Genomic DNA, 6,327 nt, shown 5'->3' on the forward strand with positions numbered 1-6,327 from the left:
GGCTCGCGAGCAGCGCGAGCAGCTCTCGAGCCACAACGGACCGGTCCCGCGCGGTCCCCGCCGCCGTGCCCGGCCCCACCTCGAGCTCGAGGCCCTGAAGCGTGCGCCAGATCGCGCCGTGCTCCCTCAGCATGACGAGGACGGGCGGCAGCATCCCCGCTGCGCGCAAGGGAGGGAAGAGGAACTCCTCCTCGAGGTAGATGTGCCGACGCAGCGCGTCCGCCGCACGGTTGAACTCCGCACCGAGCAGCTCACCGTTGTCCAGCCCGTCGACGAAGGCCCCCAGACCGGCGTCGATCTCCTGGTGCTCGCGCTCGAGCGCCGCCGTCAGGGTCTGGTCCACCGGAATCGCCTCCTGGCGGGCAGTCTATGACCGAACCAGCCGATGGGGGCGTGTTGGTGGTGGACGTGAAGGGACTCGAACCCCTGACCTCTCGCGTGTGAAGCGAACGCTCTAACCAACTGAGCTACACGTCCGGAATGGTGCTCGGAAACAATAGCGGGTCGGCAGCCGGGCGCCCTAATCGACCCTAACCGACTCCGGGGAGCCGGGCGAGCTGCTGCTCGGCCCAGTCCGGCGTCCACGCAGGCACGCCCATGACGACGAACGTCAGCCAGAGGATCGCCCAGACGAGCAGCAGGGTGGCCAACCCGACCAGCAACCGGACCCACATCGGCTGCGACATGACCCACCGGTTCCACAGGTGCACGTGGTGCTTGACGAAGTCGAGCCACCGCTGGGCGAACTCGAACTCGCTGGCCAGGATGACGAGACCGAGGATGACGACGGCCCAGCCGGGCCCCGGCGCCGGCACCATGATGAGCCCACTGACGGTGACGATAGACCCAACGACCCCCACGGCGGTGCGCCAGGCCAGATGGGTGGCCGGGTTGCGCCGCAGCCGAGCGCGCCACGCCCACCGGTCCTCGGGGGCGTCGAGGGTGAGGTTGCGGTCGGAGTAGTCGATGACCGAGACCCCCGACTCTCCAGCCTCCGCCGGCTCCGTCTCGCTACGATCGGTCACGGGTCGAGATCCTGCCCTGCACGTGAGCGGAACAGGTCGCGCAGCCGGGTTGTCACCGGCCCGACCGGCAGGCTGCGGTCGTCGACCGCGTGGACGGGCAGCACGTCCTTGGTCGAGCTCGTGATGAAGACCTCGTCCGCGGTGTCCAGCACCTCGAGGGGTAGGGCCTCCTCGCGGATCGGAAGGCCCGCCGCCGCTGCCCACTCGAGCACCAGCTCTCGGGTGATTCCCGCGAGGAGCCCGGAGTCCTCTGGCGGCGTCAGCACCTCGCCGCCGACGACCACGAAGATGTTGCTTCCGGTGCACTCGCAGAGCTCCCCGCGCGTGTTGCCGAAGACCGCCTCCATGGCCCCGGCCTCCTTCGCGCGGGCGAGGGCGACGACGTTCTCGGCATACGACGTCGTCTTGAGCCCGGCGACTGCCGAGCGCTCGTTGCGGGTCCAAGGGACGACCGTCACCTTGCCCGAGGCGGGTGGCCTGGCCTGTGGAGCCGCGACGACGATGTAGGTCAGGTCCCCCACGGCCCGGTCCGAGCCGAGTGGCCCGATCCCGCCTGTCACGCTGTAGCGGAGCCGACCGAAGTCGATCGGCCCGCCACCGAGGACGGCGTCGATGCCCTTTCCGACGAGTGCCAGGTCCACAGCCGGCAACCCCAGGCCTGCCGCCGACCGCTCGAGGCGGGCGTGGTGCCGGGACAGCGCGAAGGGCTGCCCCCGGTCGATCTTGGCCGTCTCGAAAACCCCGTCGCCGACCGTGACGGCGTGGTCGAGCGCCGCGATGGACGGTGCGGTCGGGTCGACGAGCTCGCCGTTGACCCAGACACGAGGAGAGCTGCCGGTCATGGCGTCATGGTGTCACAGTGCCGGCCGCGAGCCCGACCAAGCGGGCCGCCTTGAGCTGGGTCTCGGTCCACTCGGCCGCGGGATCGGAGTGCCACGTGATGCCCGCGCCCGTCCCGAACCGCAGCCAGCGCCGACCTGTCGCGTCCCGCTCCGCCCAGAACGTCCGGATGCCCACGGCGAGCTCGGCCGCGTCGGTGTCGGCGTCGACCCACCCGATCGCGCCGCAGTACGGTCCGCGCGGCGACGCCTCGAGGTCCCCGATCGCCGTCAGCGCGCTCGACTTCGGCGCTCCCGACACCGAACCCGGCGGGTAGGCCGCCGCGAACACGTCGCGCCAGGACACGCCGTCCCGAAGCCGGCCGCTCACCGTCGAGACAAGGTGGACGAGCCCCGGGTGTTCCTCGAACGCGCAGAGCGCGTCCACCCACACGGTGCCCGCCTCGCAGACGCCCGACAGGTCGTTGCGCATCAGGTCGACGATCATGACGTTCTCGGCGTGGTCCTTGGGCAGCATCTGATCTCTCGTCGCCGCCGTCCCCTTGATCGGCTTGGTGATGAGCCGACCTTCCCGACGCGCCAGGAAGAGCTCCGGCGAGGCGCTGACGACGTCGACACCGGCCGCCGCGCATCTGATGCGCGAGCCGTGGGGCGCCGGATTGCCCCGACGCAGCACCAGGTCAAGCCCGTCGAGGTCGGCATCGTCCTCGAGGGGGTGGCTGAGGACTCGACACACGTTCACTTGGTAGACGGTGCCGGCGGCTATGCGCCGCCGGACCTCCTCCACCGCCTCGACGTATGCCGCTGAGCTCAGTGAGCTCTCCCAGTGCCGATCGAGCGGGGACCAGTCCACCACCCGTGGGGCCGGCTCCCCATGTCGCACCTCGGCGAAACGGATGGCTGTGACCGCACCCTCGAAAGTGGCGACAAGCGCCCAGAACCCCTCGCGAGAGACGGCGTCCAGGGCGTCCTCGCCGTGCCGGACGTCGATGACCTCGCGAGCATGGCGGTCGGCGAATCGGGCGTGGTCCACCCGCAGATCGTAGGGTTACGCCCGCTCAGCGGCGCTCGGCGGCGAGCGCCTTCTCGATGTCCTCGGCGAGGCTCTGCGGCTCGGCCTGGGGCGCGTAGCGACCGATGACGTGCCCGTCCCGCCCGACGAGGAACTTCGTGAAGTTCCACTTGATCCGGTCGCCGACGAGGCCGCCCTTCTCCGACTTGAGCCACTTCCACACCGGATGCGTGTCGTCGCCGTTGACATCGACCTTGGCCATCATCGGGAAGGTGACGCCATAGTTCTTCTGGCAGAAGTCGACGATCTCCTCGTTGGTCCCGGGATCCTGACCGCCGAACTGGTTGCACGGGAAGCCGATGATGGTGAATCCCTGGTCGCGATAGGTCTCCCAGAGCTGCTCCAGCCCGGCGAACTGGGGCGTGAACCCGCACTCGCTCGCCGTGTTGACGACGAGCACCACCTCCCCGGAGTAGTCGGTCAGTGACTGCTCCTTGCCGTCGATCGTCGTGGCGGTGAAGTCGCCGAGAGCTGTCACGGGTCCTCCTCGTGGTGAAGGTGGGTTGTCCTGGCGTATGTCGTGGACGGTGGCGGCACCCGGGGCCACCTTCCGTGAGGAGCAAGCCCAGCGGCATACGACTTATTCCTCGTCTTGTTCCTCGTCGGGAGGCGCGTCCTGCCCCTCGCGCTCGTCGCGCGCGGCCCACTCGAGGAGCGCGGCGATGTCGAAGACGGCGTCGTCGATGCCCGCGTGCAGGTCCCCGAGACGCACGAACCGAGCTGGCATGGTCTCGATCGTGAAGTCGTCCGGCACCGAGTCGTCGACCTCGTCCCAGACGACGGGCGCCGAGACCGTCCCGCGCTTGTTGCCCCGGACGCTGTAGGCGGCCGCGATGGTGTGGTCCCGAGCGTTCTGGTTGTAGTCGACGAAGAGGTCCTCGGGCGACCGGTCCTTGCGCCACCAGGCCGTCGTCACGTCGTCGGGCAGCCGCCGCTCGACCTCACGCGCGAAGGCGAGGGCGGCGCGGCGGACCTGCTGGAAGCCGTGCTCCGGCTTGATCCGCACGTAGACGTGCATGCCCCGCCCGCCGGACGTCTTGGGCCAGCCGACGGCGCCGAGCTCCTCGAGGATCTCGTGGGCGACGTGAGCCGCCCGCCGCACCTTGTCGTAGCCGCACCGCGGCATCGGGTCGAGGTCGATCCGCCACTCGTCGGGCTTCTCGGTGTCGGCCCTGCGGGAGTTCCACGGGTGGAACTCCACCGTCGACATCTGCACCGCCCAGATGACGTCGGCCAGACGCTGGACGCAGAGCTCGTCCGCGTGCAGGCCATAGCGCGGGAAGTGCAGCCGCACCGTCTCGACCCACGGAGGCGCCCCCGCGGGGAGTCGCTTCTGGTGGACCTTGTCCCCCTCGACCCCTTTGGGGAACCGGTGGAGCATGCACGGCCGGTCGCGGAGCGCGTTGACGATCCCCGGACCCACCGACAGGTAGTAGTTGGCCAGATCGAGCTTGGTCTCGCCTCGCTCGGAGAAGTAGACCCGGTCCGGATTCGTCAGACGGACGTCGAAGCCGTCCACGTCGAGCACCATGGCTGGGGTCTTGCTGGACGCGGCGGCCATGGGCCCACCCTATTCCGGTCCGTGGACACTACTCAGGGTCAGGAGAGTTTCGGGCTGCCGATCTCCGCGACCCGTCGTACTGTCGTCGGACTGACCACCGAGCAGGAGCCACAATGATGTCCCTCCACCGCTTGACCGTATCCATATTGGCGCTGGCCCTGGCCGGCCTGATGACTGCGTTCGCGCCCAGCACAGCCGCCTCGGCGTCTCCCGCTGCGCCGGCGGGCTCGTCAACCGCCACGTCCGACATGACCGCAAACCTGACCCAGGTCAACTGCTCCAACATCCGGGAGCTCGGGTCGAGCAAGGTCGTGCGGGACAAGGGCATGAACGCCTTCACCGTGCGGCAGTACATCGGCTGGTGCTGGGACTCCGGCGGCTCGGCCTGGATGAACTTCTCGTCCGTCTACGTGTGGGCGCAGTACCACGCGCTCGGCTTCGGCTACCGCGCCCAGGCCGGCATCGTCGTCGGCGGTGGGGGTGACACGCGAGGCTATGCCATCGGCGACAACCGGCAGCGCCTGACCTACTCGATCCCGGTGCGCACCGTCAGCTCCTGCACCCAGGGCTGGGGCAAGCTGCTCCGCAGCGGCTCCGAGAGCGCACAGGGCATCACCTCGCTCGTCTGCTGAGGTCGGCGGCTGTCCGTTGCTATGGACTGCTCCGCGGCTGATCCGACCCACCGAAGTCATCCTCGGGACGTGATGACGGCGCCCGTGCGCCGTGGTTGCCTGAATGCATGTGTCGTTGGATGGTGTACTCGGGCGGCCCGATCCTCGTCGAGGACCTCCTCTTCAAACCCAAGTACTCGCTGATCGAGCAGAGCCTGCACTCACGTATGGGAGCGACAACGACGAACGGTGACGGCTTCGGGATCGGTTGGTACGGCGATCGCCAGGAGCCGGCGATCTTCAAGAGTGTGGACCCCGCCTGGAATGACGCGAACCTTCGGGAGCTGACCTCGCAGGTGCGGACGCCGCTGCTCTTCGCTCACGTGCGCGCGTCGACGGGAACCCCCGTGCAACGCAGCAACTGTCATCCGTTCCGACACGGCGAGTGGCTGTGGATGCACAACGGAGCGGTTTCCGGCTTCCATGAGCTGAAACGCGACCTGGTGTTCACGGTGGACCCTTCGCTGTACCCGGACATCGAGGGATCGACCGACTCCGAGGCACTCTTCTTCCTTGCGCTGACGTTCGGCCTTCAAGGTGACCCCGTCGAGGGCGTGGCGCGGGCCATCGGCTTCGTCGAGGACCTCGCCGAACGTCGCGGAATCGCAAACCCCATCCAAGCGACGATGGCGACGAGCGACGGGAAGTCGGTATGGGTGTTCCGCTACTCGTCGCAACATCAGAGCCGCACGCTCTTCCACTCGACGGACGTGACTCAGTTGCGCGATCTGTACCCCGAACTGGAGGTGCTGCGCATGCTGGGCGACGAAGCGCGTCTCGTCGTCTCCGAACCCCTCGGTGACCTTCCCGGCGCCTGGCGCGAGGTGCCCGAGTCGTCGTGCGGGATCATCCAGCCGGGTGCCGACGAGATCCGACCCTTCGTCCCGATCAGGCCGGTTCACGTGTCGTGACCCACCGGCCATCCGGGTCAGACCAGACCCGAGGTCCCCGGCCGCCCGAATGGCGGCCGACGGGTCCTCCTACATACCCAGCAGTCGCGCCTTCTGAGCCTGGAACTCCTGTTCCGTCAGGACGCCCGCGGCGCGCAAGTCACCAAGCTGCTTGAGTCGGGCAAGGTCAGCGTCCGGGTCGGGCGCAGGTGCGTACTGCGGCTCGGGCGGGGGCGCGTACTGCGGCTCGGGCGGGGGCGCGTACTGCG

9 protein-coding genes and 1 tRNA gene are annotated in these 6,327 nt (G+C 68.8%); 2 read left to right on the forward strand and 8 right to left on the reverse strand.

Annotation, left to right across the window (positions count from 1 at the left end; all coding sequences use genetic code 11):
• The 7 genes from VIR15_RS10355 to ligD form a co-directional block, all read right to left on the reverse strand.
• Positions 1-343 (reverse strand): hemerythrin domain-containing protein (locus tag VIR15_RS10355; RefSeq protein WP_331927399.1); only part of this gene is annotated, 343 nt, incomplete at its 3' end.
• Between the two features lie 57 nt (positions 344-400).
• Positions 401-477: transfer RNA gene (locus tag VIR15_RS10360), tRNA-Val, on the reverse strand.
• A gap of 53 nt (positions 478-530) precedes the next feature.
• Positions 531-1,025 (reverse strand): TIGR02611 family protein, encoded by a 495-nt coding sequence (locus tag VIR15_RS10365; RefSeq protein ID WP_331927400.1) that lies wholly within the window; start codon positions 1,023-1,025, stop codon positions 531-533.
• Positions 1,022-1,867, reverse strand: a complete 846-nt coding sequence (locus VIR15_RS10370) for an aminotransferase class IV (RefSeq protein ID WP_331927401.1) — start codon at positions 1,865-1,867, stop codon at positions 1,022-1,024. The genes VIR15_RS10365 and VIR15_RS10370 overlap by 4 nt, the downstream gene beginning before the upstream one ends.
• Positions 1,868-1,871: 4 nt before the next feature.
• Positions 1,872-2,897 carry a chorismate-binding protein gene (locus tag VIR15_RS10375; protein WP_331927402.1) on the reverse strand — a complete coding sequence of 342 codons (1,026 nt, stop codon included), beginning with the start codon at positions 2,895-2,897 and terminating at the stop codon, positions 1,872-1,874.
• Between the two features lie 25 nt (positions 2,898-2,922).
• A complete protein-coding gene (locus tag VIR15_RS10380) occupies positions 2,923-3,414 on the reverse strand; it encodes a glutathione peroxidase (RefSeq protein WP_331927403.1) in 492 nt (163 codons plus the stop codon).
• Between the two features lie 102 nt (positions 3,415-3,516).
• The gene (gene ligD / locus VIR15_RS10385; protein WP_331927404.1) at positions 3,517-4,497 is read right to left on the reverse strand and encodes a non-homologous end-joining DNA ligase; all 981 of its coding nucleotides are present in this window, start codon (positions 4,495-4,497) and stop codon (positions 3,517-3,519) included.
• Between the two features lie 248 nt (positions 4,498-4,745).
• On the opposite strand from ligD, the gene VIR15_RS10390 reads away from it, so the two are divergent.
• On the forward strand, positions 4,746-5,129 hold the full coding sequence (locus VIR15_RS10390; protein ID WP_331927405.1) for a hypothetical protein: 384 nt from the start codon (positions 4,746-4,748) through the stop codon (positions 5,127-5,129).
• Between the two features lie 107 nt (positions 5,130-5,236).
• Positions 5,237-6,079: a class II glutamine amidotransferase gene (locus VIR15_RS10395; protein ID WP_331927406.1), complete on the forward strand. Its 843-nt coding sequence runs from the start codon at positions 5,237-5,239 to the stop codon at positions 6,077-6,079.
• A gap of 69 nt (positions 6,080-6,148) precedes the next feature.
• Here the strand turns inward: VIR15_RS10395 and VIR15_RS10400 are convergent.
• The coding region (locus tag VIR15_RS10400) for an SHOCT domain-containing protein (protein WP_331927407.1) at positions 6,149-6,327 on the reverse strand (179 nt) is incomplete at its 5' end.

It is taken from the genome of Intrasporangium sp., assembly GCF_036566125.1.
In the GTDB taxonomy this organism is placed as follows: Bacteria; Actinomycetota; Actinomycetes; order Actinomycetales; family Dermatophilaceae; genus Intrasporangium.

What these genes read in the sequence shown, in the direction of transcription:
- VIR15_RS10390 (WP_331927405.1), top strand. Translation starts at nt 4,746, where the DNA reads ATGACCGCAAACCTGACCCAGGTCAACTGCTCCAACATCCGGGAGCTC.
- ligD (WP_331927404.1), bottom strand. Translation starts at nt 4,497, where the DNA reads ATGGCCGCCGCGTCCAGCAAGACCCCAGCCATGGTGCTCGACGTGGAC.
- VIR15_RS10395 (WP_331927406.1), top strand. Translation starts at nt 5,237, where the DNA reads ATGTGTCGTTGGATGGTGTACTCGGGCGGCCCGATCCTCGTCGAGGAC.
- VIR15_RS10370 (WP_331927401.1), bottom strand. Translation starts at nt 1,867, where the DNA reads ATGACCGGCAGCTCTCCTCGTGTCTGGGTCAACGGCGAGCTCGTCGAC.